Source organism: Paracoccus sp. J39, from assembly GCF_000518925.1.
GTDB lineage: Bacteria > Pseudomonadota > Alphaproteobacteria > Rhodobacterales > Rhodobacteraceae > Paracoccus.
In genome coordinates this window covers 26,852-52,315 of record NZ_JAEN01000006.1, presented here as the reverse complement: position 1 = coordinate 52,315, position 25,464 = coordinate 26,852, and the positions used below count along the sequence as shown (strand labels likewise).

General features: G+C 68.7%; 28 protein-coding genes. 18 read left to right on the top strand and 10 right to left on the bottom strand.

Features of this window, described 5'->3' with window-relative positions:
* Positions 1-125: 125 nt before the first annotated feature.
* A complete protein-coding gene (locus L632_RS0107655) occupies positions 126-1,058 on the top strand; it encodes a LysR substrate-binding domain-containing protein (protein ID WP_028716573.1) in 933 nt (310 codons plus the stop codon).
* 9 nt (positions 1,059-1,067) lie between these two features.
* Here the strand turns inward: L632_RS0107655 and L632_RS0107650 are convergent, their stop codons facing one another.
* Both L632_RS0107650 and L632_RS0107645 read right to left on the bottom strand, forming a co-directional pair.
* Positions 1,068-2,099, bottom strand: coding sequence for an L-idonate 5-dehydrogenase (locus L632_RS0107650; RefSeq protein WP_028713043.1), 1,032 nt, complete (start codon positions 2,097-2,099; stop codon positions 1,068-1,070).
* A 7-nt stretch (positions 2,100-2,106) separates the two neighbouring features.
* Positions 2,107-3,054, bottom strand: a complete 948-nt coding sequence (locus L632_RS0107645; RefSeq protein ID WP_028713044.1) for a 2-hydroxyacid dehydrogenase — start codon at positions 3,052-3,054, stop codon at positions 2,107-2,109.
* A gap of 122 nt (positions 3,055-3,176) precedes the next feature.
* On the opposite strand from L632_RS0107645, the gene L632_RS0107640 reads away from it, so the two are divergent.
* Both L632_RS0107640 and L632_RS0107635 read left to right on the top strand, forming a co-directional pair.
* A complete protein-coding gene (locus L632_RS0107640; RefSeq protein WP_028716572.1) occupies positions 3,177-3,968 on the top strand; it encodes an SDR family oxidoreductase in 792 nt (263 codons plus the stop codon).
* 129 nt (positions 3,969-4,097) lie between these two features.
* Complete coding sequence (locus L632_RS0107635; protein WP_232215693.1) at positions 4,098-5,126, top strand: LacI family DNA-binding transcriptional regulator; 1,029 nt, start codon at positions 4,098-4,100, stop codon at positions 5,124-5,126.
* A gap of 35 nt (positions 5,127-5,161) precedes the next feature.
* Here the strand turns inward: L632_RS0107635 and L632_RS0107630 are convergent, their stop codons facing one another.
* Positions 5,162-5,836, bottom strand: a complete 675-nt coding sequence (locus tag L632_RS0107630) for a 4-carboxy-4-hydroxy-2-oxoadipate aldolase/oxaloacetate decarboxylase (protein WP_028716571.1) — start codon at positions 5,834-5,836, stop codon at positions 5,162-5,164.
* 222 nt (positions 5,837-6,058) lie between these two features.
* Here L632_RS0107630 and L632_RS0107625 point away from each other — a divergent pair, with 222 nt between their 5' ends.
* The 9 genes from L632_RS0107625 (at position 6,059) to L632_RS0107585 (ending at position 13,133) form a co-directional block, all read left to right on the top strand.
* The gene (locus L632_RS0107625) at positions 6,059-6,472 is read left to right on the top strand and encodes an acetyl-CoA carboxylase biotin carboxyl carrier protein subunit (RefSeq protein ID WP_028716570.1); all 414 of its coding nucleotides are present in this window, start codon (positions 6,059-6,061) and stop codon (positions 6,470-6,472) included.
* Entirely contained in the window at positions 6,472-7,842 is a 1,371-nt protein-coding gene (accC, locus tag L632_RS0107620; RefSeq protein ID WP_028716569.1) for an acetyl-CoA carboxylase biotin carboxylase subunit, read from the top strand. Before L632_RS0107625 ends, accC begins: the two co-directional genes overlap by 1 nt.
* Positions 7,835-8,479: a 5-oxoprolinase subunit PxpB gene (gene pxpB, locus L632_RS0107615; protein ID WP_028716568.1), complete on the top strand. Its 645-nt coding sequence runs from the start codon at positions 7,835-7,837 to the stop codon at positions 8,477-8,479. The genes accC and pxpB overlap by 8 nt, the downstream gene beginning before the upstream one ends.
* Positions 8,476-9,450, top strand: a complete 975-nt coding sequence (locus tag L632_RS22195; protein WP_051476392.1) for a biotin-dependent carboxyltransferase family protein — start codon at positions 8,476-8,478, stop codon at positions 9,448-9,450. The genes pxpB and L632_RS22195 overlap by 4 nt, the downstream gene beginning before the upstream one ends.
* Positions 9,450-9,848: a hypothetical protein gene (locus tag L632_RS0107605; protein ID WP_028716567.1), complete on the top strand. Its 399-nt coding sequence runs from the start codon at positions 9,450-9,452 to the stop codon at positions 9,846-9,848. Before L632_RS22195 ends, L632_RS0107605 begins: the two co-directional genes overlap by 1 nt.
* Positions 9,845-10,609 carry a LamB/YcsF family protein gene (locus L632_RS0107600; protein ID WP_028716566.1) on the top strand — a complete coding sequence of 255 codons (765 nt, stop codon included), beginning with the start codon at positions 9,845-9,847 and terminating at the stop codon, positions 10,607-10,609. Before L632_RS0107605 ends, L632_RS0107600 begins: the two co-directional genes overlap by 4 nt.
* Before the next feature lie 35 nt (positions 10,610-10,644).
* On the top strand, positions 10,645-11,418 hold the full coding sequence (locus tag L632_RS0107595; protein ID WP_028716565.1) for an SDR family oxidoreductase: 774 nt from the start codon (positions 10,645-10,647) through the stop codon (positions 11,416-11,418).
* A gap of 48 nt (positions 11,419-11,466) precedes the next feature.
* Positions 11,467-12,675, top strand: a complete 1,209-nt coding sequence (locus L632_RS0107590) for an aspartate transaminase (RefSeq protein WP_028716564.1) — start codon at positions 11,467-11,469, stop codon at positions 12,673-12,675.
* Positions 12,676-12,944: 269 nt separating this feature from the next.
* Complete coding sequence (locus tag L632_RS0107585; protein ID WP_028713056.1) at positions 12,945-13,133, top strand: hypothetical protein; 189 nt, start codon at positions 12,945-12,947, stop codon at positions 13,131-13,133.
* Between the two features lie 222 nt (positions 13,134-13,355).
* Here L632_RS0107585 and L632_RS0107580 read toward each other — a convergent pair whose 3' ends face one another.
* The 6 genes from L632_RS0107580 to L632_RS0107555 all read right to left on the bottom strand — a co-directional run bounded on the left by L632_RS0107580 (position 13,356) and on the right by L632_RS0107555 (position 19,480).
* A complete protein-coding gene (locus L632_RS0107580) occupies positions 13,356-14,282 on the bottom strand; it encodes a LysR family transcriptional regulator (RefSeq protein ID WP_028716563.1) in 927 nt (308 codons plus the stop codon).
* Positions 14,283-14,343: 61 nt separating this feature from the next.
* Positions 14,344-15,165 carry a sugar phosphate isomerase/epimerase gene (locus L632_RS0107575; protein ID WP_028713058.1) on the bottom strand — a complete coding sequence of 274 codons (822 nt, stop codon included), beginning with the start codon at positions 15,163-15,165 and terminating at the stop codon, positions 14,344-14,346.
* Positions 15,166-15,172: 7 nt separating this feature from the next.
* On the bottom strand, positions 15,173-15,784 hold the full coding sequence (locus L632_RS0107570) for an NIPSNAP family protein (protein WP_028713059.1): 612 nt from the start codon (positions 15,782-15,784) through the stop codon (positions 15,173-15,175).
* The gene (locus L632_RS0107565) at positions 15,781-17,514 is read right to left on the bottom strand and encodes an FAD-dependent oxidoreductase (protein ID WP_028716562.1); all 1,734 of its coding nucleotides are present in this window, start codon (positions 17,512-17,514) and stop codon (positions 15,781-15,783) included. The genes L632_RS0107570 and L632_RS0107565 overlap by 4 nt, the downstream gene beginning before the upstream one ends.
* Positions 17,515-17,552: 38 nt before the next feature.
* Complete coding sequence (locus tag L632_RS0107560) at positions 17,553-18,389, bottom strand: IclR family transcriptional regulator (RefSeq protein WP_028716561.1); 837 nt, start codon at positions 18,387-18,389, stop codon at positions 17,553-17,555.
* A complete protein-coding gene (locus L632_RS0107555) occupies positions 18,386-19,480 on the bottom strand; it encodes a Gfo/Idh/MocA family protein (RefSeq protein WP_028716560.1) in 1,095 nt (364 codons plus the stop codon). Before L632_RS0107555 ends, L632_RS0107560 begins: the two co-directional genes overlap by 4 nt.
* 259 nt (positions 19,481-19,739) lie before the next feature.
* Between L632_RS0107555 and L632_RS0107550 the strand changes: the two genes are divergently transcribed.
* The 6 genes from L632_RS0107550 (at position 19,740) to L632_RS0107525 (ending at position 25,220) form a co-directional block, all read left to right on the top strand.
* Positions 19,740-20,555, top strand: a complete 816-nt coding sequence (locus L632_RS0107550; protein WP_036697598.1) for a shikimate dehydrogenase — start codon at positions 19,740-19,742, stop codon at positions 20,553-20,555.
* 145 nt (positions 20,556-20,700) lie between these two features.
* Positions 20,701-21,822, top strand: a complete 1,122-nt coding sequence (locus tag L632_RS0107545) for an ABC transporter substrate-binding protein (RefSeq protein ID WP_028716558.1) — start codon at positions 20,701-20,703, stop codon at positions 21,820-21,822.
* A gap of 84 nt (positions 21,823-21,906) precedes the next feature.
* On the top strand, positions 21,907-22,782 hold the full coding sequence (locus tag L632_RS0107540) for a branched-chain amino acid ABC transporter permease (RefSeq protein ID WP_028716557.1): 876 nt from the start codon (positions 21,907-21,909) through the stop codon (positions 22,780-22,782).
* Positions 22,779-23,753, top strand: a complete 975-nt coding sequence (locus L632_RS0107535) for a branched-chain amino acid ABC transporter permease (protein WP_028713066.1) — start codon at positions 22,779-22,781, stop codon at positions 23,751-23,753. Before L632_RS0107540 ends, L632_RS0107535 begins: the two co-directional genes overlap by 4 nt.
* Positions 23,750-24,496: an ABC transporter ATP-binding protein gene (locus L632_RS0107530; RefSeq protein WP_028713067.1), complete on the top strand. Its 747-nt coding sequence runs from the start codon at positions 23,750-23,752 to the stop codon at positions 24,494-24,496. Before L632_RS0107535 ends, L632_RS0107530 begins: the two co-directional genes overlap by 4 nt.
* Before the next feature lies 1 nt (position 24,497).
* A complete protein-coding gene (locus tag L632_RS0107525) occupies positions 24,498-25,220 on the top strand; it encodes an ABC transporter ATP-binding protein (protein WP_024845238.1) in 723 nt (240 codons plus the stop codon).
* Positions 25,221-25,231: 11 nt separating this feature from the next.
* On the opposite strand, the gene L632_RS0107520 is transcribed toward L632_RS0107525, so the two are convergent.
* Positions 25,232-25,432: a hypothetical protein gene (locus L632_RS0107520; protein ID WP_024845239.1), complete on the bottom strand. Its 201-nt coding sequence runs from the start codon at positions 25,430-25,432 to the stop codon at positions 25,232-25,234.
* Positions 25,433-25,464 lie beyond the last annotated feature (32 nt).

Below are 25,464 nucleotides of genomic sequence, written 5' to 3'. Positions count from 1 at the left end.
CGTCGCGAAAAGAACAGTTCGGTCTGACATGATCGCGAATGCTTATACATCGGTGCGCAAAGGGCATGGACCAAATAGAATGACCGGCGGGAACCGGCAGAATCGTGCTTTAAGGACGTGCTATCATGGACATACGCAGGCTTTACGCCTTCATGAAGATCGTGGACATCGGTAGCATCACCCGCGCCTCGGCGATCCTGCACATCGCCCAGCCGGCGCTGAGCCAGCAGATCGCCGCGCTGGAAACCCATTTCGGCAAGCCGCTGCTGCTGCGCTCGAAGCGCGGCGTCATCCCGACCGAGGCGGGCAAGGTCCTGTATCGCCATTGCCAGATGATCATCCGGCAGATGAACCAGGCCGAGCAGGACATCGCCACCTCCTCCGAGGAGATTACCGGCGCGGTCAGCGTCGTGTTCGCGCCGCTGGGCCTCGGCTCGCTGGTGGCGACGCAGCTGATGCGGACCATCCGCGAAAAGCATCCGGGCATCCTGCTTTATGCCAATGAGGCAGTCGGCGGCGGCGTGATCAGCGAACAGATCATGACCGGTAAGACGGACATCGCGCTGATCTTCGATCCCGGCAAGATCCCCAGCCTCAGCTTCGAGCCGATCTCGACGGAAGAGCTGTATTTCGTCGGAACGCAGATCGCCGAGCCGGAGGATGGCGAGATCTCGTTCGCAGAAGCCGTGTCCCAGCCGCTGATCCTGCCGAGCCCGATCCATACCGTCCGCCAGGTGATCGAAACGACGCTGTCGCGCGTCGGGAGCAGCGCCCAAGTGGTCGCCGAGACAGAGTCGATTTCCTATCTGTCGAACGCGCTGGCCGAGGGGCTGGGCTGCACCATCCTGCCCGCATCGGCGGCGCAGGCCGTGCTGCGCCGCGTCCCCGATGCCCGAAGCTACCGCATCCGGCGCCCCAACATGAAAGTCGCGATGGCGATCTGCGTCTCGGCCCAGCTGCCGCTTTCGGAAGCGGCCGCCGTGGTGCGCGATCATCTGGTGCGGCTGGCAACAGAGGCAGCGCGTTCCTCGGCGGCCTCCGGTTCAGGCCAAGGCTGACGTCTCGGCTCAGGCGAAGAGGATCTGCGCCTTGATCGCCGCCGAACGGTCCGAGGCCAGCCGGAACGCCGTTTCGGCCTCGTCCAGGGCGATTTCGTGGGTGATCAGCGGCTTGACGTCGATCCGGCCCGCCAGCATGGCCTGGACGCCGGTCGCGAATTCCGGGTGGAACCGGAAGGAACCGCGCAGGTCCAGCTCCTTGGCGGTGATCGCCGTCATCGGCAGCGGCATGTCACCGCCCAGCCCAAGCTGGACGACCACGCCGCGCGGCCGCATGGCCGCGATGGCCGGCGCGATGGCCGCGGCAACACCCGTGCATTCGAACAGCACGTCGAAACTGCCCTTGCCGGCGGCAAAGGGCGACAGACCGTCGGGCGCCGCACCGGTGTTGACGACCGCGTCCGCACCGCATTCCCGCGCCATCGCCAGCGTGAAATCCGACAGGTCCGTGGCGACGATCTCGCCCGCGCCCGCCAGCCGCGCCGACAGGATCGACAACAGGCCGATGGGCCCGCAGCCGGTGACCAGCACGCGCTTGCCCAGCAACTCGCCCGCCCGGCGCGCGGCGTGCAGCGTGACCGCCAGAGGCTCGGCCATCGCCGCCTCGCCCGGCGTCAGGCCGTTGGCCAGCACGCATTGCGCGGCATCCGCCACCAGTTCCTGCCGGAACGCGCCCTGGATATGCGGGAACGGCATGGCCGAGCCATAGAAGCGCATGTTCTCGCAATGGTTGGGCAGCCCCTCGCGGCAATAGCCGCAATCACCGCAGGGGCGCGAGGGCGAGACGGCGACCAGATCGCCGGGAACGAGCCCCGCCACGTCCGGCGCGCATTCGACCACATGGCCGGAGACCTCATGGCCCAGGATCATCGGCTCGCGCAGCCGCACCGCCCCGAAGCCGCCGTGGTTGTAGTAATGCAGGTCCGATCCGCAGACCCCGCCGGCCGCAAGGCGGATGCGCACCTGTCCCGGGCCAAGCGCCTCGGGCTCGCGTTCCTCGATGCGCAGATCCTTGGCGGCGTGGATGACAATCGCTTTCATGACGGCCTCAGACAACCGGGGTAAGCAGGGGCTGGCCGGCGAAATGCGCCGCCAGGTTGTTGCGGACCAGTTCGCCCATCGCCTTGCGCGTCTCGACGGTGCCCGAGGCCTGATGCGGCTGCAGGAGCACGTTCGGCAGCTCCAGGAAGCGCGGGTCGATCTGGGGTTCGTTATCGAAAACATCCAGCGCCGCCGCGCCCAGCCGGCCGTCTTGCAACGCGGCGATCAGCGCCGCCTCGTCTATGTTGGACGCACGCGAGACATTGACCAGCACGCCCTCGGGACCAAGTGCCTCGATCACCTCGCTATTGACGATGTGCCGGGTCTGGCCCGAGGCCGCCAGGGCGACGAACAGGAACTCCGAATGCCGCGCCAGCGCAACCGGATCGGCGATGAAGGTCAGATCGGCGGCATAGTCCTTGGCCGCGACGTCGGAATAGGCGATATCCATGCCAAAGCCGCGCAAACGCTGCGCGATCTCGAAGCCGATCCGGCCCAGCCCCAGGATACCGGCCTTCCTGCCCCAGATGCGGCGCTGCAGCGGATAATTGCCCTTGGCCGCCCAGTTGCCGCTGCGCACCCAGGCTTCGGCGCCGACGATGCCGCGCGCGACGGCCAGCATCATCGCGACACCCAGATCGGCCACGTCCCCGGTCAGCACGTCGGGCGTGTTCGTCACCCGGATCCCCCGCTCGCGGCAGGCTTCCAGATCGACCGCGTCGAAGCCCACGCCATAGACCGAGATCAGTTCGAGATTCGGGCAGGCCTCGATGATCTTGCGACTGGCGCCCAGTTCGCCGCGGGTGGCGATGGCCCGCACCTCGGCGCCGCATTCGGCCAGGAAGGCCTCCTTGTCCGCGGCCTCGAAATAGCGACGCAGGTCGTAATCCGCCTTCAGCGGAACTTCGTCCCATTCGGGATAGGCCCCCATCTGCAGGACCACCGGCTTGCTCATCGTGTTCTCCATTATGGTGCGGGATTTTCCGGTCGCCCTTTCAGCGGGCCCTTGACTCGGATAGTTATCGATAACAAAACACGAGTCGAACGGATTTGTCGAGACCCAAACGGAGGAACGGGATGGCCGGGACGAATGGATTTGTTGAAAGCCTGTTCGGGCTGGCGGGCCGCCGCGCGCTGGTGACGGGGTCGTCGCAGGGCATCGGCCATGCGCTGGCACGGGGACTGGCGAAAAGCGGCGCCGCAGTGGTGCTGAACGGCCGGGATCCAAAACGGCTGGAGGAGGCGCGCGCCGCATTGCAGGCGGAACTGCCCGGGGCCGAGATCCGGGCCCTGCCCTTCGACGTGACCCGCCATGACGAGGTCCGCGCCGCCATCGACGGTTTCGAAGCTTCGGCCGGTCCCATCGACATCCTGGTCAACAATGCCGGCATGCAATATCGCACGCCGCTCGAGGATTTCCCGGCCGACCGGTTCGAGGCCCTGCTGCAGACCAATATCGCCTCGGTCTTTCACGTCGGGCAGGCGGTGGCGCGGCACATGATCCGGCGCGGGCGCGGCAAGATCGTCAACATCTGCTCGGTCCAGACCGCATTGGCGCGGCCGGGCATCGCCCCCTATACCGCCACCAAGGGCGCCGTCGGCAACCTGACCAAGGGCATGGCGACGGACTGGGCCCGCCACGGGCTGCAATGCAACGCCATCGCGCCGGGATATTTCGACACGCCGCTGAACGCCGCGCTGGTCGCGGACCCCGATTTCTCGGCCTGGCTGGAAAAGCGCACCCCTGCCGGGCGCTGGGGCCTGGTCGAGGAACTGGTGGGGGCCTGCGTCTTTCTGTCCTCGGACGCATCGAGCTTCGTGAACGGGCACACGCTCTATGTGGACGGGGCGATCAGTGTCTCGCTCTAGGCTTGCGTCATCCCGCCATGCCGGGCGGGCGGCGGACGGCCTGCCGCGGCATCCTGTCCCATGCCGCCGGGGTGTTGTGGCCGCATCCCGCAGCGTCTAGCCTGCCTTTCGGCAGGGGCATGTGGCGGCATGAGCAGGGACGGATTTCACAGCGGAACCGTGAAGATGGCGGATATCGCCAAGGCAGTCGGCGTTTCCGCGATGACCGTCTCGCGCGCGTTTCGCGGCGACGAGGGCGTCAACCCGCAGACACGCGCCCGGATTCTGGCCAAGGCCGAGGAACTGGGCTATGTCTTCGACGCGACCGCCGCCAGCCTCCGGCAGAACCGCTCCGGCTTCGTGGCGGTCACCGTGCCCTCGATCAACAACGCGAATTTCGCGGAAACCGTGCGGCAGCTCTCGCGCGGGCTGTCGCGGAACGGCTTGCAGATCCTGCTGGCCAATACCGAATACGACCCCGAGGAAGAGGAAAGGCTGATCGGCCAGCTGCTGCGCCGCAAGCCCGAGGCGCTCGTCCTGACCGTGGGCGACTACACGCGCAGGACGCGGCAGATGCTGCGCGCGACACGGATCCCGGTGATCGAAATCTGGGACCTGCCCGCCCAGCCGATCCGGCATGTCGTGGGCTTTTCCAACACCGCCTGCATCGGCCGGCTGGTGGATCACCTGGTCGCCTCGGGCTATCGCAACATCGCCTTCATCGGTGGTGAATCGCCGCGCGATCCGCGCGGCGGCCAGCGCCGCAGCGGCTTTGTCGAGGCGATGCGCCGCCACGGGCTGGACGACACGCGGCTGGTTCCCGCCGGCACCGCCCCGGTCGGCATGGCCGAAGGGGCGCAGGCGCTCGGGGCCTTGCTGGACAGCCAGCCAGGGACCCGGGCAGTCGTCTGCGTCTCGGATCTGGTGGCTTTCGGGGTGATCTCGGAATGCCAGAGGCGGGGCATCGGCATCCCCGGCGACCTGGCGGTGGCCGGCTTCGGCAATTACGAGATCGGCAGGATCAGCGTGCCCCGCCTGACCACGATCGATGTCCATGCCGGCAGCATCGGCAGCAAGGCCGCGGATCTGATCGTCGCCCTGCTGCGGCAGGATTCCGACGCGGCGCCGGCCCGGATCGAAATCCAGACCGACCTGATCGTGCGGGAATCATCGGCCTGACGGCCCCCGCGTCCCGGGGACGCGGGACGGCCTCGTCAAAGATCGGTGGTCAGGCCCTTGGCCTTCAGCACCGCCTCGAGATTGCAGACGTCGATCACCGTCCGGCCCGATTTGTAGGCCTCGATATAGCCGGCCTCGTCGGCTTCGCGCGCGGCGGATTTGCGCGCCACCTCGGCGGCATGCTCGCGGCGCACGACGACCAGACCGTCGGCATCGCCGCGGATCACGTCGCCCGGCCGCACCACCTGACCGCCGATGACGATGTCGCCGTTGATCTGGCCCAGGGTTTCCTTGACCGTGCCCTTGATGCAGACGCTCAGCGAGAACACCGGCAGGCCCAGCCGGATCAACTCCTGCGTGTCGCGCACCCCGGTATCGGTGACCACGCCGGCGATGCCCTTGGCCAGGCAGGCATTGGCCAGAACGTCGCCGAAGCAGCCCGCCTCCTCGTATTCCCCGGCCGAGACGATGATGACATCGCCGGGCTGGGCGTAATGGATCGCCAGCTGCAGCATGATGTTGTCGCGCGGCGCGCTTTGCACGGTGAAGGCGGGGCCGCAGACCGACATGGCGCGGTCCACGGGCTTCAGGCGCGAGCTCAGCGCGCCCAGCCGGCCCTGCGCCTCGTGAATCGTGGCGCTGCCGAATTTCGACAGGGCGGCCACATCCGCCGGGGCGGCACGTTCGATCCTGGTGATGATATGGGGCACGTCGTGCTTCTCCTTGCTGGAATGCCGCGGCCGGGGCCGGCGGTGATCGGCCGGCAGCATAGGAAGGACGCAGTCCCAGGCATAAGAGCGTCTGCATCTGATGTGATCGGGTTTCGCGATGCCCCTGCCCGGGTCATGCGAAACCGCTCTGACATCATTGCGAAGCGGCGGTGCTACCAATCGCAAGAGAACGCAACTTCGCACAGGGACGACGCCCTTCGCATGCCGATCACCATCGACTCCATCATCTCGGGGATGGAATGGGCCGCCGAAAACCATCTGGCCGAGTTCGCCTTTTCGGCCGAGGGGCACCGTATCACCATCCGCCGCGGCGCGGGCGACGCCCCTCTGCCCGCGCAACCCGCCATCGAGGCGGCGCAGGCCGCCCCGGCGGCGCCCGAGGCAGATGCCGTCACCGCCCCGCTGGCGGGCCTGTGCCACCTGCGCCCCGAATCCGGCGGGACGGCCTTTGTCGAGGTCGGCGCCCGCGTCGAGGCCGGCCAGACGATCTGCGTCATCGAGGCGATGAAGATGATGACCGCCATCCCCGCGCCCCATGCCGGCACCGTCGAGGCCATCATGGTCGGAGACGGCGTGACGGTCGAGGCGGGCGCGCCGCTGATGAGGATCCGCTGATGGCCGCGATCGACATGGACTGCCTGCTGGTGGCCAACCGGGGCGAGATCGCCCTGCGCATCATCCGCGCCTGCCGCCGGCTTGGCCTGCGCGTCGTCTGCGCGCATTCCGAGGCGGATCGCGACGCCGCCTGGCTGCACCTGGCCGATCAGGCGATCTGCATCGGGCCCGCACCGGCCGCCAAGAGCTATCTGAACATCCCCGCGCTTCTGGCAGCCGCCGAGGCCAGCGGCGCGGGCCTGATCCATCCCGGCTATGGCTTCCTCTCCGAGCGCCCGGAATTCGCCGAGGCCGTCGAGGCCGCGGGCCGGCGGCTGGTCGGACCCGGCGCCCCGGTCATGCGGATGATGGGCGACAAGGTCGAGGCCAAGCGCGCCATGATCGCCGCCGGCGTGCCCTGCGTGCCCGGCCCGGACAGCGTGCTGCCGGACGATCCCGACGCCATCCGCCGGATCGCCGCCGGGATCGGCTATCCCGTCATCCTGAAGGCGGCCGGCGGCGGCGGCGGGCGCGGCATGCGCGTCGTGCGGACCGAATCCGAACTGGCCGATGCCTTCATGGTCACCCGGCAAGAGGCCGGCCGCTTCTTCGGCAATGCCGACATCTATATCGAGAAATTCCTCGAAAGGCCGCGCCATGTGGAGATCCAGGTGCTGGCCGATGCACATGGACATGCGCTGTGGCTGGGCGACCGCGACTGCTCGATGCAGCGCCGCCACCAGAAGCTGATCGAAGAGGCGCCGGCGCCGGGCATCGACCGGGCGCTGATCGCGGAAATCGGCGAACGCTGCGCCGCCTCCTGCCGCCGGATCGGCTATGTCGGCGCCGGCACCTTCGAATTCCTCTACGAGGACGGGCAGTTCTATTTCATCGAGATGAACACCCGCATCCAGGTCGAGCATCCGGTGACGGAAATGGTCACCGGGCTGGACATCCTGGCCATGCAGATCGACGTGGCGCGCGGCAAGCCGCTGCCGATCACCCAGGACCAGGTGCGCGCCCACGGCCATGCCATCGAATGCCGGATCAATGCCGAGGATCCGCAGAGCTTCGCCCCCAGCCCCGGCCGGATCACGGCGATGCATATGCCCGGCGGGCCGGGCATCCGCGTGGATACCCATGTGGGCGCCGGTTCGGAGATCCCGGCGAGCTACGATTCGATGATCGGCAAGATCATCGCCCATGGCGGCGACCGCGACGAGGCGCTGGCCCGCGCCCGCACCGCGCTGGCCGAGGCGCGGGTGGAAGGCGTCTCGACGAATATCCCCCTGCACCGGCAGATGCTGGCAGAGCCCGGCTTCTCGGCCGGGGGGGTCAGCATCCACCATCTCGAACATTGGCTCGAAACCCGGAAATCCCGCCATGCCTGACGCGAAGCTTTCCATGATCGGCAGCCGGGCGGTGCTGTTCCAGCCCCCCTGCCCCTTCGACCTTGCCAACCAGCAGCGTATCTGGGCCGTCGCCGACGAGGCCGCCACCTGGAAGGGCGTGCGCGAAGCCGTGCCCGGCATGACGAACCTCACGCTGCTTCTGGACCATGTCCCTACCGAACTCGACCGGATCGAGAAGGACCTGACCGCGCTGTGGGAAAGCGGCATCCGCAAGCAGGTCGAGGGCCGGCTTCTGGCCATCGACATGGCCTATGACGGCCCGCATCTGGCCGAGGTGGCCGAGATGACCGGCCTGCCGGTGGACGCGGTGGTGCGCCTGCATGCCGCGCCGGAATACACGGTCTATGCGGTCGGCAGCCATGCCGGCTATTGCTATCTGGGCGGCCTGGATCCCCGGCTGGAAACGCCGCGCCGCAAGGTGCCGCTGCCCCGGCTGCCGGGCGGGTCGCTGTCGCTGGCGGGGTTGCAGACCGGGGTCTCGGCCTCGGCGGGCCCCAGCGGCTGGAACACCATCGGCAGCACCGGCCTGTCCTTCTTCGACCCCGGACGCAGCCCCGCCGCGCTGCTGCGGCCCGGCGACCGGATCCGCTTCAACCCCGTCGAGGTCAAGGCATGATCGAGGTTCTTTTCATTCCGCCGGGCGCGACGGTGCAGGACCTGGGCCGCGACGGCTACTGGTCGCAGGGCCTTGGCCGCGCCGGAGTCATGGACGCCCTGTCGCATGGCATCGCCAACATGATGCTGGGCAATGGCGAGGATGCCGCGACGCTGGAAATCCCGCTGACCCCGGCACGGTTCCGGTTCCGGCAAGCCGGCGCCTTTGCGCTGGCGGGCGCGGCCTGCGGCGCGACGCTGGCCGGCCGCCCCCTGCCCCGGGTCTGGGCGGGCATGGCGGACGAGGGCGAGGTGCTGGAGCTTGGCCCAATGACATCGGGCGCCCGCACCTATCTGGCCCTGCCCGGCGGGATCGACGTGCCGGCGGTGCTGGGCTCGCGCAGCACGCAGCTGCGCGAAGGCTTCGGCGGGCTGGAAGGCCGCGTCCTTGCCGCCGGCGACCTGCTGCGCGCCGCGGCGGATACCGCGCCGCTGCCGCTTGCGGGATTCAGCCTCACCATGCCCGCGCTGCGTGCCCCGGGGGTCGCAGAGATCGAATTGCGCGCCCTGCCCTCGGCCGAATACGAGGATTTCGCCCCGGCCTCGCGCGAGGCGTTCTGGACCACGCCCTACGCGGTCAGCCAGCAAAGCAACCGCCAGGGCTATCGGCTGGAGGGCGAGCCGCTGGCCTATGCCGCGTCGGGCGAATTGCGCTCGCACGGGATCGCGCCGGGGATCGTTCAGGTGCCGGGCGGCGGGCAGCCGATCATCCAGCTGGCCGATTCCGCGACCATGGGCGGCTATCCCAAGATCGCGGCGGTCATCGAGCCCGACCTGTGGCGCATCGCGCAGGCCCGGCCGGGCGACCGCCTGCGCTTTCGCCGGGTGACGCTGGCCGAGGCGGCCGAGGCCGCAAGGGTGCAGCAGGAAAACCTGGCCGGACTCCGCGCCGAGCTGGAAACGTTCCGGATCCGGCAGGGGGGATGGCAGTGATGTTCGACAAGCAAGACCTTACCCGGCTTCTGGACGCGATGCGCGCGCATGGCGTCGGCACGCTGGAGATCGAGGGCGGGGACATGTTCCTGCGCCTGGTCCTGCCGGCCGGACCCGCACCGGCCGCCGCGGCCCAGGCGCAACCCGCGACGGCGACCGCCGCCGCGCGCAGCCCCGACATCGGCCGCTTCCTGCCGCGCGGCAGCGACGACGGCCTGCCCGTCCTTGCGCCCGGCGACGCCGTCCGCACCGGCGAGCTTCTGGGCTATGTCGCGCAAGGCGCCGTCCGCGCCGCCCTCACCGCCCCGGCGGATGGCACCATCGCGTCGCAGATCCCGGAATCCGGCACCCTGTTCGGCCACGGCGACACCGTCCTGACATTGGAGACCAAGCCATGATCATCGACATCAATTCGGACATGGGAGAGGGTTTCGGCCCCTATCGCATCGCCGATGACGAGGCGCTGATGGCGCAGATCAGCTCGGCCAACGTGGCCTGCGGCTATCACGCCGGCGATCCGGTCATCATGGACCGCACCATCCGGCTGGCCAGAGAGCATGGCGTCGATCTGGGCGCGCATGTCAGCTTTCCCGACCGCATGGGTTTCGGACGCCGCCGGATGGACATGGACCTGCCGGAACTGGAATGCCATGTGCTTTATCAGCTGGGCGCGCTGGCCGGGCTGGCGGGCCGCGCCGGGCATCGCATCACCCACATGAATCCGCATGGCGCGCTTGGCAATCTCGCCAGCTCCGATCCCGCCATCGCGGCGGCGGTGGCGCGCGCGACCATGGCCTTCGACCCCGAGATCGCCTTCCTGGTCCTGCCGGGCAGCGCCCTGGAAAAGGCCGCGCTGGAGATGGGCGGCAACGTCGTCCGCCTGTTCCTGGCCGACCGCGGCTATCTGGCCAGCGGCCAGCTTGCCCCCCGCAGCCAGCCGGGGGCGGTCATCCACGATGCCGAGCAGGTCGTGGCCCGCGTCATGCGGGTCATCCGCGACCGGCAGGTCGACACGGTGGACGGCCAGATCATCCCCATGCCGGTGCAGTCCATCCTGGTCCATTCCGACACGGCGGGCGCGGTCGAGCTGGCGCGGCGGCTGCGCGAAGGCATCACGGCGGGCGGCGCGACCATCGCGCCGCTGACCCGCCACATCTGACCCCCCGGGCATTCATTAAGAAGAAAGACAGAACCATGGCATTTTCGGATTACAAGACGGCATTGGTGACGGGCGCCTCGGGCGGAATGGGCTGGGCGATCGCCGAGCGGCTGCGCGCCAAGGGGCTGACCGTCCACGCCCTGGCCCGCAACGCCGACAAGCTGCAGGAACTGGCGGACCGATGCGGCGTCATCCCGCATGCGGTGGACGTTTCCGACACCGAGGCCGTGACCGCGCTGGTCAAGGATCTGGAAATCGACGTGCTGGTGAACAATGCCGGCGTGTCGCGGCCGGGCAGCATCCTTACCTCCAGCGCCTTCGACATCGACGAGCAGATCGACGTCAACCTGCGCGCCGCCCTGCATCTGGCCCGGCTGCTGCTGCCCGGCATGATGGAACGCGACCGCGGCCATATCGTCAACATCACCTCGATGGCCGGGCATTACGAGTTCGGCGGCCATATCGCCTATCACGCCACCAAGGCGGCGATGCATACCGTCTCGCGCCAGTTGCGGGTCGATGCCTTCGGCCGCCGCGTCCGGGTGACCGAGATCAGCCCCGGCCGGGTCGAGACCGACATCTTCGCCAAGGTCGAGAAGATCGACCCCGCCGAGGCGAAACGCAAATATTACGAAGGCTTCGAGATGCCGCAGGTCTCGGACATCGCCGATGCCGTGGAATATGCGGTCGGGACGCCGCAATACGTCAACATCAACCTGATCGAGCTGCTGCCGACGCTGCAGGTCCCCGGCGGCCTGCGCACCGCAAAGCGCGTGGGCGACGACGTGATCCTGACCGGCAACAAGTAACGCGCCGCCCCGCCGGCATCCGAACAATCCGCACCGATGGAGATTGCCTTGAGCAACATCAAACTGGCCTCGCGCGTCACCAGCATCCGCGTCTCGCCCAGCACCGCCGCCGCGCAGAAGGTCCGCGACCTGCAGGCCGAGGGACGCAGGATCCTCAACCTCACCGTGGGCGAGCCCGATTTCGACACACCCGACCACATCAAGGCCGCCGCCATCCGGGCGATGGAAGGGGGCGAGACGAAATACACCTCGGTCAACGGCACGGTCGCGCTGCGCAAGGCCATCCAGCACGACTTCGCGACGCGGCTGAACATCGATTGCGAACTGAACGAGATCTGCGTCGGCGGCGGCGCCAAGCAGGTGCTGTTCGTGGCGCTGATGGCCACCGTCGAGCCCGGGGACGAGGTCATCGTCCCGGCGCCCTATTGGGTGTCCTATCCCGACATGGTCATCGCCAATGGCGGCACCCCGGTCGTCGTTCCCTGCGGCGAGGAGGTCGGCTTCAAGCTGACCCCCGAGGCGCTGGAGGCCGCGATCACCGCCAACACCCGCTGGGTGATCCTGAACTCGCCCTCGAACCCCACCGGCGCCGCCTACAGCGCCGACGAGTTGCGGGCGCTGGGACAGGTGCTGCTGCGCCATCCGCATGTGATGGTGCTCTGCGACGAGATCTACGACCGGATCTGGTTCGCCGATTTCGAACCCTGCAGCATCCTGACCGTCCTGCCCGAACTGAAACCGCAGGCGCTGGTCGTCAACGGCGTCTCCAAGTCCTACGCCATGACCGGCTGGCGGATCGGCTACGGCGTCGGGCCGCTGGCGCTGATCGATGCGATCAACAAGCTGCAGTCGCAGATGTCGTCCTGCCCCTCCTCGATCAGCCAGGCAGCCGCCGCCGCGGCGCTGACCTCGGACCAGCATTCGGTCGACGAGGCCGTCGCGGTCTATCGCCAGCGGCGCGACCGCGCCCACGCGCTGATCAATGCCATCCCCGGCCTTTCCTGCCGCCTGCCGGACGGCGCCTTCTACCTCTTTCCCAGCTGCGCGGGGCTGATCGGCAAGAAGACGCCGGACGGCAGGACGATCAGGAACGACCTGGATTTCAGCCTGTATCTTCTGGAAGCGGCAGGCGTCGCCTCGGTCCATGGCGGCGCATACGGGCTCGAACCCTATTTCCGCATCTCGACCGCGACCTCGATGGAGGTCATCGAAGAGGCCTGCGCCGCCATCGCCCGGGCCTGCGAAGCCCTGACCTGAGCGGCGGAAGGCAGCGGCCGGGCGCTTTCGGCGCCGGGAGCCATGGCCCGGCCCGCCGCCCCGTCCTGGACCCGCAAGCGCCGGAAGCCGGCCGGCCCGCGCTTTCAGCCTGCGGCCGGTGCGGGCGGGGCTTCGGCATGACACGCCATTCCGCGACCGGTCCGGGATTTCCTCCGATCCCTTGAAATTGTCTCATCGTCGCGGTGCCTGCACATCGCCGCGCCCACGCGGCAGGATCGGGCAAAGCGGACAGGAAGAGGAATCCGACGATGAAAGGCGATGACAAGCGCGGCGAGGCGCTCCGGGCATTCTTGATGGACTTGCTTCTGAGTTCGCCGCTGCTGCGGCCCGGACGCGAGCACGAGACGGCCCGGTCCTATCAGGACAAGGCCGCCGATTCTCATCCCGAGGTGGCGAGCGTGCTTCGCGAGGCCGCCAATCGCCTCCTTCACGGCTGATCCCCCCGGATCGCCCAATCCGAGGGGCGCAGCAAACGCCCGCAGCCAACCTGCCCAAGGCAGCGGATCGAGATCCGGGCTATCGGCACGGCCCGATGACGGCGCACCCATCCCGGGCGCCCGGTCAAGGCTCATCCGGCTACGGGATGGCGCAAGCGGGGGCGCGCACCGGCCGTCGGACGGATAACCCGACCCGGCCGCCCTGCCCGCCCCGCCGCGCCTTCAGGGCGCGGGCGCGTCCCAGCTTTCCCGCGCCACGGCAACCGCCAGCTCGCGGCGGAACCGGCCGATGGCATATTCGGCAAAGCTCGACAGCTGCCGGTCCTTTTTCGTCACCACCCAGGCGGTGATGCCGGCGCTTTCGGCCAGCGGGCGGCGCACCACCCCGGGCATATAGACCTCGGCCACCGAGAATTCGTCGATGATCGCCACCCCCAGCCGGTGGCGCACCAGACTGACCACGGTCTGCGCGAAGCGGCCGCGCATGGAATAGCGCGGCTCGATCCCCGCGTCGCGGAACGGCTGGGCCAGGATCTCGCCATAGGGATCGGCGGGATCGACGCCGACAAAGGGCTCGCGCGCCAGATCATGCACCGAGATCACCGGCTTTTCCGCCAGCGGATGCCCCTCGGGGACGATGGCGACCAGCCGGCCATGCGCCAGCGGCGCGCTCGACAGCGCCGAATTGTCGATGGCCGAGCTCATCAGCACGAATTCGCCGCGTTCCAGCAGCAGGTAGTCCGAGGTCTCCTCGATCTTCAGGATGTTCAGGTCGATGAACAGGTCGGGAAAGCGCGTGCGGATGCCGCGGATCGCCCGCGCCGCGATGAATTGCGCGATCGAGGGTGCCGAGGCGAAGGACAGCCGCACGTCCTCGCCCTTGCGCAATGATGCGACGGCGGTGTTCAGGTTCTCCATCTGGCGATGGACCTGATGCACCATCTCGAAGATCGCCGCCGCCTCGGTCGAGGGCACGAACAGCCCCGCCTTGCGCTCGAACAGCCGGATGCCCAGCGATTCCTCGGTATGCTTGACCAGCCGGGAAATGCCGGGGGCCGAGACGTTCAACAGCTTGGCCGCGCCCTGGATGGTGCCGGCCATCATCACGGCGCGGATCACCTCGACCTGGCGGAGAGTCAGTTCCTTCATGCGCCGATCCTAGCCGGGAATGCGGCGGATTTCTTGCGGAAATTCGCTGCGCCGATGCGGTTCAGGCCCGGCCCGCCGCGCGCAGGATCGCCATGGTCGCGGCATGGGCCATGGCGGCGCGGCCAAGCGCATCGACCTTGCCGGCCAGGGCGCGATGCGGCACCTCGACGCTGACGGTGACGCCCTCCGGGATCGCCCGCGCCAAGCCGATCAGGTCGATGCCGCCCTGCCCCGGAAACAGCCGCTCGCCCCGCGCCACCCGGATCAGGCCCTCGTCGCTGGGGTCATAGGGCACGGCGCCGTCGCAGAGCTGGACATAGTTCACCCGATGGCGCGGCAGCGCCGCGATCTGCGCCGGGGTGGTGGCCGAGCGGTCGTAATGCAGCGCATCGACCAGCACGCCGCCGTTCGGCCGGCCGGCCGCCTCGACGATCCGCCACGCGGCGGTCAGGTCGGGCACGGCGGTCCAGGGCATGAATTCCAGGTCCGCCGTCAGCCCGTGCGGCGCGGCCAGCGCGCAGAAGCGCGCGAAGCTGTCGGTCAGCCGGCCAAGGTCCGCGTCATCGCCGGCGACAAGCACGTGGCGCGCCTCCAGCGCCTCGCAGCGGGCGCAGAACCGGGCGAAAAGATCCCAGTCGTTTTCCGGCTTCAGGCGCACGATCTCGACATCGCCGACCCGGATGCCGGTATCGGCCAGCGCCGCGCGCACCTCGGCCAGCAGCCGGTCGTCGGTCAGCAGCGGATAGTCCGGCTCGGCCCCCGGCGCGGCGGGCAGGATGCGCAACCCGACCATCTGGTAGCCGGTGGCGGCGGCGATGCGGACGGCCTCGGCGGGGCCGACCTCGAAAGTGGTCAGAAAGGCCAGCGAAAGCGGATGCGTCATCACAGCCTCACTTGAGCGGGGAGAAGCCGAGCGGCAGCGCGATCTGGCTGGTCATGTCGGGCGACAGCCAGTCCGGCCCGCCCTTGGGCGGCCATTTGCCGTCCGCGACCGATTTCGCCCGCGCCTCGCTGCGCGCAGCCAGGCTTTCATAGGGCCAGATCTGGGTCAGGCGCGGTTCGCCGTCCAGCCCGTACATGGCGACGGTCAGCTTCGAATAGACCTCGCGCTCCGGCACCGCCGCGCGCCATTTCTCCATGGTGGGCAGGATGCCGTTCACCCTGGTCCTGTAGGTCCGGAACTCGTAGACCGGGCCGAAGCTGCCGGGCTGGACCGGCGGCAGGAAGTCGAGCGCCCGATAGCTCTCCATCGACAGCCGCACCAGCTGCTCGGCGCAGCCGAAGGGGTTGTCCGAACGCAGGGCGCGCTCGCGCTCCTCATGAAGCTGCGCGAGGCTGTCGAAGGCACGCAGCACAAAGACCCGGTTTAGCGTGCCGATATCGGTGCCCCAGGCGCCGCACAGCCGGCCCTGCCCTTGCGCCGCCCAGGCCTCGATGCCCGGCGCGGCCTTGCCGGCGCCGAAGATCACCGTGTCGAGGGTGGCGAGTTCGTAATAGCTCATGACGTTTCCTCCTGTGAAAGCCCGGTCACGGGCAGGCCGGCCAGAACGCGGCCGGCGATATAGCCGAATGTCATGCCGGGCCCCAGCGTGATGCCGCCCGACGGGTAATGCCCGCCCATGACCGAGGCCATGTCGTTGCCCACGGCGTAAAGGCCGGGGATCGGCTGGCCGTCCCGGTCCAGCACCCGCGCCGCCGCATCGGTCCTGACCCCGGCAAAGGTGCCGAGCGAGCCGGGCACGATCCTGACGGCGTAGAACGGCCCCCGCAGCAGCGGCCCCAGCGAGGGGTTCGGCCCCTGTTCCGCATCGCCCTGCACGCGGTTGTAGAGGCTTTCGCCGCGCTGGAAGTCGGGATCCTCGCCGCGTTGGGCATGGGCATTGAAGCGGGCCACGGTCTCGGCCAGCGCCACGCCGGGGATGGCGCAGGCGCGGGCCAGTTCCTCCAGCGTGCGGCCGCGCTTCAGATAGCCGCTGCGCAGCGCCGGCCCCAGCGGGAAGGGGAAGGGCTTGGACCAGCCCAGCCCCCAGCGGCGCTGCGCCTTGTGATCGGCGATCAGCCAGCAATGCGGCGGCTCGCCCGGCGGCGTGGCGGCGATCAGCGCCCGCATGAAATCGTGATAGCTGTCGGCCTCGCTGACGAAGCGCCGGCCCTGCGGCGTCACGGCGATGATGCCGGGCTTGGCGCGCTCGACCAGATGCGGGAAATGCGCGGGCGGGCCGTCCCGGCGCGGCACCAGCGACACCGGCGCCAGCGCGACGTTCGAGGCCAGCTCGCCATCGACGGCAGCCCCCACCCCCTCGGCCAGCCGCAGCCCGTCGCCGGTATTGGCGCGCGGCGCGGCCGAGAAATGCCCCGCCCCGCCGCCTGCCCGCGGGGCCAACGCCTCCAGCCGCGCCGGATCATGCGGGAAGCCGCCGGTCGCCAGCACCACGCCGCGCGCCGCCTCGACCAGCAATTCGCCCTGCGGCGTCGAAAGCCGCGCACCCGCGACGCGGCCGCCCTGCCGCTGCAGCGCCAAGACCGGCGCGCTGTCGAGCAGCACCACGCCCTTGTCCCGCGCCGAACGCAGCAGCCGCGCCACCAGCGCATTGCCGTTGACCAGCTGCATGCCGCGCCGGTGCAGCGCCAGGTCGCGCAGATGCCGCGCGATCCGCCCCGCCGCATATAGCGCCGAGCGCGGGCTGCGGCTGGCGCGGAAGAAATGCCGCATGTCGGCGCCGCTGGCGATGCCCATGCCCCAAAGGCTCGCCACGTCCAGCGGCGGGCGCAGCTTGCCGATCCAGCCGCCCAGCTCGCGCCCGTCATAGGGCATGGCCGTGACCGAACGCCCGCCTTTCGCGGCGCCCGGAGTCTCGTGGAAATCCGGGACCGCATTGCCGTCCACCCAGCGCATTGCCGTATGGTCCTGGAAGAAGGCCACCATCTCGGGGCCGTTCTCCAGAAACGCCTCCAGCCGCGGGTCGCTGGCGCGGTTGCCGAGTTCGCTGCGCAGGTATTCGCGGGGCGCTTCCGGCGGCTCGTCGATGCCGGCGGCGCGGGCCAAGGGATTGCGCGGAATCCACAGCCAGCCCCCGGACCAGGCCGAGGTGCCGCCAAAGACCGGCGCCTTCTCGGCCAGCACCACGCGCAGGCCGAAATGCGCCGCCGTGACCGCCGCCGCCAGCCCCGAGGCCCCCGAGCCAATGACCAGCACATCGCAGGCCAGCCTGCGTTCGGATGAAACGTCCATTCACTCCTGCCCGTCAGGGGCGCGAGCCGGGAAAAAGCCTATGCGCTTTTCCGCCCGTCCTCGGCATCGGCGTCGATCGCCCTGACATTTGCCTGAAAATACTTGGTTCCCGCGGCAGCGGCGCCCAGTTCCCCGGCCGCGGCCTGAAGGCGCGGCGCCAGTTCCGCCATCCGCTCGGGCGTCATGCGCACCGCCGGACCGGCGATGGACAGGCAGCCCAGCACCGGCCCGTCGCCGTGATAGCGCACCGGCACCGCCATGGCTGCCATGCCGGCGATATAGCTGTCCACCGCTGTGGCATAGCCGCGCGCCCGCGCCTCGGCCAGCTGCTGCAGCAGCAGGGTGATGCTGGTCGGCGCGTTCGGCCCCATGCCCTCGGCCTGGCGCAGCAGGCCCTGCGCGCCGACGCGCGCCAGCGCCTCGTCGTCGCTCATGCTGGCAAGCCAGGCCTTGCCGCCGGCCGAGCTGGCAAGGTGCACGACCACGCCCTGCTCCTGCCCCGGGTCATAGCGCAAGCCGCGCGTCGCGCCCTGCGCCACCGCCACCCAGATCAGCCGCTCGCCGTCGATCACCGACAGCCGGATCAGCTCGCCGCTGTCGGCGGCCAGCTGGTCCAGCACCGGCTGGGCGACATCGGTGATGCCGGCGCGGCCCATGAAGCCCAGGCCCAAGGCCGGCAGCTTGATGGTCAGCGCGTAATCGCCGCCTGCCTGCAACTGCCGGACATAGCCCAGCCGCGCCAGTTCCTGCAGGGTGCGGTGCACGCCGCTGGCCGGCTGTTCGGTCACCGCCGCGATGGTGGTGACCGGCAGGCCCATCGGGTGATCGACCAGAAGTTCGACGATGGCGAGGGCTTTTTCCAGAACGCTGCTCATGATCCGCTTCCGCTGTTGAAGGCGGTTTCAGGTTCGCGGTTCAGCGCCGAAAGGTCAACCGCGACGCGTTGCCCCGTCTCGGCCGCCGCGCGGATGGCGTCCAGCACGATCAGGTTGGCGGTGGCGTCGCGGGCCGAGACGCGCGGCGTCCCGCCATGGCGCGCCAGATCGGCGAAATGCGCCAGCTGCGCCTCATAGGGATCGCCGTGGCTGACGGGCAGCGGCCGGGGTTGCAGTTCCTGCGTCCAGTCCGGCGCGCCGGGCGGCTGCCACAGCAGCAGGTCGGGCAGCGACAGCCCCGCCCGGCTGCCGGCATAATGATGCGCCGGGACGCGATGCGCCGGAAACCGCGCCATGTTCTCGCCCGCCGTCAGGTCCCAGGCCCAGGGCCCGACCGCCGCGTCCGAGATGCACAGCGTCGCCAGCCCGCCCCCCGCAAAGCGCAGGCAGACCGCCGCCGTGTCCTCGACCGGGAAGCCGCGGCGGGCATGGCTGGCGATGGCCTGTACCTCGGCGATCTCGCCGAAGAAATGCCGCAGCAGGTCGATCTCGTGCACCAGGTTGATCAGCAGCGGCCCGCCCGCACCCTTGCTGCGCCGCCAGGGCGCCTGGAAATAATCGTCGGGCTTGGCCAGCGAACAGGTCACGGTCGCCATGACCAGATCGCCCAGCAGGCCGCCGCGGATCGCCTCATGCGCGGCGCGGATGATCGGATTGTGCCGGCGGTGATGGCCGACCAGCAGCGGCACGCCGGTCTCATCCGCCACCGCGATCAGCTGCCGCGCCGAATCGAGGCTTTCGGCCACCGGCTTTTCCAGCAGCACCGGGATGCCGGCGCGCAGCAACGCGGCCGAGACCGGCAGATGCGTTTCGTTCGGCGTCGCCACGATGGCGGCCTGCGCCAGCCCCGAATCGATCAGCGCCGCCGCGTCCGGCAGGCAGGGCACGCCCAGCGATTCGGCCAGCGCCCGGCCCGAGGGGGCGGGATCGACCAGCGCCGACAGCCGCAGCCCCGACAGGCGCGCCAGCGTGTCGATATGCGTGCGCCCGATGACTCCCGCACCAATGACGGCGACCGCGATCCGATCCATGGACATCCCTCCTTCCGACCTTCTTGGGCATCAAGCCAGAAAGAATATCGGAAGTCAATTTTAATATTGAATGATATTCCACTTTCTGCGATCTTCCGCTTCGAACCGGATGAGGCGCCGGAATCGCCCCCCGCGGCGCAGAGGCGCGAAAATCCAATGTTCCGCCCCTATCGTCCATTTCCTGACGGCGGGGCGCGTGATTGTTTCAAGGCGCGGCCAGCCCGGGGGCGCTGTCCGCAAGAGGGAAAGAGGAACCAGCATGGCCCAACCGCTGCGCATCGACGGAGAGACGGCATTCTTCCCGATCATCGGCCACCCGATCGGGCAGGTGAAATCGCCGGCATCGCTCAGCCAGATCATGGCGGATCGCGGCCATAACGGCATGGTGGTGCCGATCCACGTCCTGCCCGAGGACCTGCCCGGCTGGCTGGCGCAGGCCGCGGCGGTCCAGAACTGTCCGGGCATCGTGGTGACGGTGCCGCACAAGGCGCCCTGCCTGGCCTTCTGCAGCCGCGTCACGGCGCGGGCGCGGGCCGCGGGCGCGGTGAACATCATGCTGCGCCGGGACGGGGGCTGGATCGGCGACGCGACCGACGGGCAGGGCTACATGGACGGCATCGCCGCGCAGGGCTTCGACGTCGCCGGCAAGCCGGCGCTGCTGGTCGGGACCGGCGGCGCCGGCTCGGCCATCGCCTACGAGATCCTGGCGCGCGGCGCCTCGGAACTGGCGCTGCACGACATCGACGCGGCGCGGCGCGACGCGCTGATCGCGCGGCTGGACGCCGCCTTTCCCGGCCGGGTCCGCATCGGCGGCACCGATCCGCGCGGCTTTGCGCTGGTGGCGAACGCGACGCCGCTGGGCATGCGCGAAGGCGACCCGCTGCCGGTCGAGGCCGGGCTGCTGACCGCCGCGCAATTCGTCGCCGACGTGGTCACCCGCCCGGCCATCCCGCCGCTGATCGCCGCCGCGCGCGCCAGAGGCTGCGGCACGATGCCGGGCTCGGGCATGTTCGAGGCGCAGGCGGTGCTGCTGGCCGAACTGCTGATGGGGGTCAGGCAGATCGCGCTGGACTGAACGGCACAGGGGCGCTGCATAACCGCCCGATTATGTATCTTTGCGCGTTTTGCAATGTTCGCGTGGAACGCGACATGGCAGATTATGGAGAGGAAGAGGAGATCCCATGCAAAACAGGATCCGAACCAGGGAGGAAGGAAACGCAATGATCAGGACACTGACCGCCGCCGCCGCGCTGGCGCTGGCCGCCGTGCCGGCGCTGGCCGAGCTGAAGATCGGCTCGATCGTCGAGCTCTCGGGCCCCGGCGCCGCCGCCGGCACCAATTTCCGCGACGGCGTGCGGATGGGCTTCGAGGAGATCAACGCGGCCGGGGGCGTGCTGGGCGAACCGGTCGCCGTCACCGAATATGACAGCCAGACCGACCCGCAGGTCAGCCGGGCCATGGTGCAGAAGGCCATCGACGACGGGGTGGTGGCGATTACCGGCACGGTGTTCTCGTCCTCTACGGTGGTGAACATGCTGGTGGCGAAACAGGCCGGCATCCCGCAATTCACCGGCTCCGAGGCGCCCTCGATCACCGGGATGGGCAACCCCTACATCTTCCGCACCGCCTTCGGCTCGCAGAAGGGCGTGCCCAAGATGGCCAAATACATGGCCGAGGAAATGGGGGTGAAGAAGGTCGCCGTGGTCTGGGCCAACACCGAATTCGGCAAGGGCGGGCACGAATCCTTCCTGAAGGAGGCCGAGGCCCATGGCTTCGAGATCGTCGCCGACCTGCCCACCGAACAGGCGCAGACCGATTTCTCGGCCGATGTGGTCAAGCTGAAGGGCATCCAGGCCGACGCCGCCTTCGTCTACCTGACCGAGGAGGAAAGCGCCCGCTTCCTGCGCGAGGCCCGCAAGCAGGGCGTGACCCTGCCGCTGGTGGGCGAGACGACGCTGATCGGCCACAAGGTCATCGAGCTGGCCGGCGACGCCGCCAACGGCGCCATGGGCCATGTCGGCCTGACCCCCGACGCCAATATCCCGGCGATGACCGAGATGGTCGAGAAGTTCAAGGCCAAGTTCAACTACACGCCCGACCACAACGCCATCAAGGGCTACACGGCCGCCTATACCCTCAAATGCGTGGCCGAGATGGTGGGCGAGGCGGACAGCCAGGCCATCGCCGACAAGATGCACGGCCTGACGCTGACTGTGGCCGAATGCCCCGGCGTGCTGATGGACGTCAGCTGGGACGAGACCGGCGAAATGTCGCGCGAAAGCTTCTTCGTCGAGGTCCAGGACGGCAAGCAGGTGGTCAAGGCCATCCTGCCGCCGAACTGATCGGCCCGCACAGCGCGCGAGGCAGGCTGGCACCGGCATTCCGCCGGCCTGCCCCCGTATCCGTCAACCTGACGTGAGGCTCTCATGGCCGAGTTAATCCAGATCCTGATCTCCGGCCTTGCCGCCGGTTCCATCTACGCCCTTGCCGCGGTGGGTTTCACCCTGCTGTGGCAGGCATCGCAGACCATCAACTTCGCGCAGGGCGAATTCGTCATGCTGCCGGCCTTCTTCGTGCTGGTCGGCATGGGGCTGGGCCTGCCGATGTGGCCCGCCATCGGCTTTTCGCTGCTGCTGTCGCTTCTCATCCTGGGCGTCGCCTTCAAGAAGCTGGTGGTCGAACCGATGCTGCCGCATGGCACCCTGCCGCTGGTCATCGCCACCATCGCGCTTGGCCTGCTGATGAAGGAAAGCGTCAAGGAATTCTATGGCGCCACCGCCCAGCCCTTCCCGGCGATCTTTCCGCAGAAGGTCTATCACTTCGCCGGCGCCAGCGTCTCGGCGCAGGATATCGGCAACCTGATCGTCTCGATGCTGGCCATCGGCGGGTTGCAGCTGTTCTTGAACCGCACCCGCACCGGGCGCTGCATGCAGGCCAGCGCCCAGAACCCCGCCGTGGCCGAGATCCTCGGCGTCGATGTGAAGCGGATGGTGATGTATACCTTCCTGATCAACGCGGCGCTGGCCACCATCGCCTCGGTGCTGATCTCGCCGATCTACCTGGCCAAGTTCTCGAATGGCGAGACGCTGGGCCTGGTGGCCTTCATCGCCGCCATCGTCGGCGGCTTCAACCAGATCCGCGGCGCGCTGGTCGGCGGGCTGCTGATCGGCGTCATCGACAACCTCTCGGCGGTCTATGTCTCGGCCGAATACCGCTCGGCCATGCCGCTGATCCTGCTCATCGCCATCATCCTGCTGCGCCCGCAGGGGCTGCTTGGCACCAAGGAGGGACGCGCCGTATGACCCGCACCCGCATCATCCTGATCGCCTTGGGCATCGCGGCGCTGGTCGCCGCGCCCATCGGCCAGGGCAATTACATCATCTATACGCTGACCTCCTGGCTGCTGTTCTCGATCTCGGCCATGGGGCTGAACCTGACGCTGGGCTATGCCGGGCAGGTCAGCCTGGCGCAGGCGGGCTTCATGGGCATCGGCGCCTATGTCACCGCGCTCTTGACCCTGGCCGGCGTGCCCTGGATCGCGGCGGCGCTGATCTCGATCACCTCCTGCTTCGCGGTCGGACTGCTGCTTGGCTGGCCGGCGCTGCGCGTGCAGCACCATTTCCTGGCCTTCGTGACGCTGGCCTTCAACACGCTGCTGTTCCTGGTGCTGCGCAACGAGGAAGAGATCACCGGCGGTTCCTTCGGGCTGGTCGGCATGCCGCGGCCCTCGGTCCTTGGCATCGCGACCGACAGCAACCTGAATTTCTACTATTTCGCGCTGGCCTGCTTCCTGGTCTCGGCCTTCGTGATGTGGTGGATCCTGCGCTCGCCCTGGGGCCGGGCCTTCAAGGCGCTGCGCGAGAACCCGATCCGCGCTGAGAGCCTGGGGCTGAAGATCCGCCGCCAGAAGCTTCTGGCCTTCGCCATCGGCTCGGCCTTCGGGGGGCTGGCCGGGGCGCTGCAATCGCCGCTGGTGCAGTTCATCGAGCCGGGCAGCTTCGCGCTGATCCATTCGCTGAAGCTGCTTCTGATGGTGGTGGTGGGCGGCGCCGGCTTCTTCTTCGGCCCGATGCTGGGCGCGGCGGTGGTGATCCTGCTGCCGGAACTCCTGCGCTTCACCGAGGGCTATTACCTCATCATCTATTCGGCGCTGGTGATCGTGCTGATGGTGTTCTCGCCCCAGGGGCTGATCGGGCTGGGCCAGAAGATCTGGAACCAGTTCCGCCCCCGGCACGAGACGCGCCGCGATATGAAGAAGGGATTCCAGCTATGACCGCCCCCGTCCTTTCCGTCCGCAACATCTCGAAGCAGTTCGGCGGCATCCGCGCCGTGAACGATGTCAGCTTCGACGTGCAAAAGGGCGAGATCCTGGGCCTGATCGGCCCGAACGGCTCGGGCAAGTCGACGCTGTTCAACTGCATCCTGGGCCAGTTGCGCCCCAGCGCCGGCCATTGCGAGATCAACGGCCGCTCGACCGACGGCGTGCGGCCGGCCGACCTGTCGCTGATGGGCGTCGGACGCACCTTCCAGCAGCTGTCGGTCTTTCCGCGCATGACGGTGCTCGACAATGTCATCCTGGCCGGACAGGAGCACGAGGGCTCGATGCTGAGCCGGCTTTTCGGCAAGTCCGACGCCGGCCTGACCGACAAGGCCGAGCAGCTGATCGAGTTCTTCAACCTGACTCCCTATCGCGACACCGAGGCGGGCTCGCTCTCCTACGGCCAGCAGAAGCTGGTCGATGCCGCGATGGCCTTCATGGCCGGGCCCGGCATCGTGCTGCTGGACGAGCCGGCGGGCGGGGTGAACCTGACCATGCTGGCGCATCTGAAAGAGCGGCTGATGACCTATAACCGCGAGCACGGCACCACCTTCGTGGTGATCGAGCACAACATGGAATTCGTCATGTCGCTTTGCACCCGCATCATCGTGCTGGCGCAGGGCGAGATCATCGCCGAAGGCTCGCCCGAGGAGATCCGGGCGAACCAGATGGTCATCGACGCCTATCTGGGGGGCTGACATGCTGGAACTCAAGGACGTCACCGGCGGCTATGGCCGCATCACCATCCTGAACGGCACCTCGTTCAGTATTCCCAAGGCCTCGATCACCACGGTGATCGGGCCGAACGGCGCCGGGAAATCCACCGTGTTCAAGGCGATCTTCGGGCTGCTGAACATCCATTCCGGCCAGATCCTGCTGGAGGGCGAGGACGTGACCCGCAAGCGCCCGGCCGAGATGATCGCCCGCGGCGTGACCTATGTGCCGCAGGGCCGCAACGTGGTGCCGCAGCTGTCGGTGTTCCACAATCTGGAGCTGGGCGGCATCACCGCCCGCGACCAGTCCCGGGTCCGGCAGCGGATGGAGCAGGTCATGGACCAGTTTCCCATGCTGCGCGAGCGACGCGACCAGAAGGCCATCGAGCTGTCGGGCGGCCAGCAGAAGCAGCTGGAGATCGCCCGCGCCCTGCTTCTGGACCCCAAGCTGATCCTGATCGACGAGCCCTCGATCGGGCTGTCGCCCAACCTGGTGCAGGAGGTGTTCCAGACCCTGATCCGGCTGCGCGACCAGGGGGTGACGGTGCTGATGGTGGAACAGAACGCCAAGGCGGCGCTAGCCATGTCGGATTACGGGCTGGTGCTGGAACTGGGCCAGACCCGGATGTTCGACAGGGCCGACGCGCTGCTTCGGGATCCGCGCGTCGGCCAGCTGTTCCTGGGCGGCCATATCGAGGACGCGGCCTAGGCGCCGCCCCGTCAGATGCTGCGCTCGCGGCGCAGCGTCTGGCAGGACCAGCGGGCGATGCGCCAGTCGGGATGCGTCTCGACCCATTGCGCCAGCGCAGGCTGCGCGCCATGCATGCAGACCAGGGGCGTGACCTCGGTATAGATCAGGCTGTGTTCCCGGCAATCGGCCGGGGCGCCGCCCATGCAGGCGATGAAGACCAGTTCGATCATGGCAAGCCCCGTCGAATCGGAGATGGCTCATG

Excerpts from the sequence above, each read along its gene's own strand:
- L632_RS0107655 (WP_028716573.1), top strand. The coding sequence starts at position 126 with ATGGACATACGCAGGCTTTACGCCTTCATGAAGATCGTGGACATCGGT.
- L632_RS0107650 (WP_028713043.1), bottom strand. The coding sequence starts at position 2,099 with ATGAAAGCGATTGTCATCCACGCCGCCAAGGATCTGCGCATCGAGGAA.
- L632_RS0107645 (WP_028713044.1), bottom strand. The coding sequence starts at position 3,054 with ATGAGCAAGCCGGTGGTCCTGCAGATGGGGGCCTATCCCGAATGGGAC.
- L632_RS0107640 (WP_028716572.1), top strand. The coding sequence starts at position 3,177 with ATGGCCGGGACGAATGGATTTGTTGAAAGCCTGTTCGGGCTGGCGGGC.
- L632_RS0107635 (WP_232215693.1), top strand. The coding sequence starts at position 4,098 with ATGAGCAGGGACGGATTTCACAGCGGAACCGTGAAGATGGCGGATATC.
- L632_RS0107625 (WP_028716570.1), top strand. The coding sequence starts at position 6,059 with ATGCCGATCACCATCGACTCCATCATCTCGGGGATGGAATGGGCCGCC.
- accC (WP_028716569.1), top strand. The coding sequence starts at position 6,472 with ATGGCCGCGATCGACATGGACTGCCTGCTGGTGGCCAACCGGGGCGAG.
- pxpB (WP_028716568.1), top strand. The coding sequence starts at position 7,835 with ATGCCTGACGCGAAGCTTTCCATGATCGGCAGCCGGGCGGTGCTGTTC.
- L632_RS22195 (WP_051476392.1), top strand. The coding sequence starts at position 8,476 with ATGATCGAGGTTCTTTTCATTCCGCCGGGCGCGACGGTGCAGGACCTG.
- L632_RS0107605 (WP_028716567.1), top strand. The coding sequence starts at position 9,450 with ATGTTCGACAAGCAAGACCTTACCCGGCTTCTGGACGCGATGCGCGCG.
- L632_RS0107600 (WP_028716566.1), top strand. The coding sequence starts at position 9,845 with ATGATCATCGACATCAATTCGGACATGGGAGAGGGTTTCGGCCCCTAT.
- L632_RS0107595 (WP_028716565.1), top strand. The coding sequence starts at position 10,645 with ATGGCATTTTCGGATTACAAGACGGCATTGGTGACGGGCGCCTCGGGC.
- L632_RS0107585 (WP_028713056.1), top strand. The coding sequence starts at position 12,945 with ATGAAAGGCGATGACAAGCGCGGCGAGGCGCTCCGGGCATTCTTGATG.
- L632_RS0107580 (WP_028716563.1), bottom strand. The coding sequence starts at position 14,282 with ATGAAGGAACTGACTCTCCGCCAGGTCGAGGTGATCCGCGCCGTGATG.
- L632_RS0107575 (WP_028713058.1), bottom strand. The coding sequence starts at position 15,165 with ATGACGCATCCGCTTTCGCTGGCCTTTCTGACCACTTTCGAGGTCGGC.
- L632_RS0107570 (WP_028713059.1), bottom strand. The coding sequence starts at position 15,784 with ATGAGCTATTACGAACTCGCCACCCTCGACACGGTGATCTTCGGCGCC.
- L632_RS0107565 (WP_028716562.1), bottom strand. The coding sequence starts at position 17,514 with ATGGACGTTTCATCCGAACGCAGGCTGGCCTGCGATGTGCTGGTCATT.
- L632_RS0107560 (WP_028716561.1), bottom strand. The coding sequence starts at position 18,389 with ATGAGCAGCGTTCTGGAAAAAGCCCTCGCCATCGTCGAACTTCTGGTC.
- L632_RS0107555 (WP_028716560.1), bottom strand. The coding sequence starts at position 19,480 with ATGGATCGGATCGCGGTCGCCGTCATTGGTGCGGGAGTCATCGGGCGC.
- L632_RS0107550 (WP_036697598.1), top strand. The coding sequence starts at position 19,740 with ATGGCCCAACCGCTGCGCATCGACGGAGAGACGGCATTCTTCCCGATC.
- L632_RS0107545 (WP_028716558.1), top strand. The coding sequence starts at position 20,701 with ATGATCAGGACACTGACCGCCGCCGCCGCGCTGGCGCTGGCCGCCGTG.
- L632_RS0107540 (WP_028716557.1), top strand. The coding sequence starts at position 21,907 with ATGGCCGAGTTAATCCAGATCCTGATCTCCGGCCTTGCCGCCGGTTCC.
- L632_RS0107535 (WP_028713066.1), top strand. The coding sequence starts at position 22,779 with ATGACCCGCACCCGCATCATCCTGATCGCCTTGGGCATCGCGGCGCTG.
- L632_RS0107530 (WP_028713067.1), top strand. The coding sequence starts at position 23,750 with ATGACCGCCCCCGTCCTTTCCGTCCGCAACATCTCGAAGCAGTTCGGC.
- L632_RS0107525 (WP_024845238.1), top strand. The coding sequence starts at position 24,498 with ATGCTGGAACTCAAGGACGTCACCGGCGGCTATGGCCGCATCACCATC.
- L632_RS0107520 (WP_024845239.1), bottom strand. The coding sequence starts at position 25,432 with ATGATCGAACTGGTCTTCATCGCCTGCATGGGCGGCGCCCCGGCCGAT.